Here is a 265-nt window from a genome sequence, read left to right as displayed (position 1 = left end):
AATAATATGGCTGTCTTCAGGAATGATCCCAATTAAAGGCAAGCATAAAATCTTAAGCACTTCTTCTATAGAAATCATCTCGCCATTTGCCACCAATTCAGGTTTTAAGCGATTGATTATCAAATGCTTATGCACTTCTTCGCCCCTTTTGGCCCGATTAGACTTTGCGTCAATAATGCCAATCACTCTGTCGCTATCCCTTAAGGAACTCACTTCCGGCGTTACCACCACTAACGCCATGTCCGCATGCAAAATCGCATGCTCA

Annotated in this window: 1 pseudogene; it reads right to left on the bottom strand. The window is 42.6% G+C overall.

Going from position 1 to position 265, the window contains the following annotated elements:
• Nucleotides 1-265: pseudogene (locus BZK24_RS08545) on the bottom strand (septum site-determining protein MinD); the annotation flags it as partial.

The sequence above is a fragment of the Helicobacter pylori genome (assembly GCF_001998165.1).
In the GTDB taxonomy this organism is placed as follows: domain Bacteria; phylum Campylobacterota; class Campylobacteria; order Campylobacterales; family Helicobacteraceae; genus Helicobacter; species Helicobacter pylori_DL.
The sequence above is the reverse complement of the archived record's forward strand: the minus strand, read 5'-3'. Positions and strand labels throughout refer to the sequence as shown.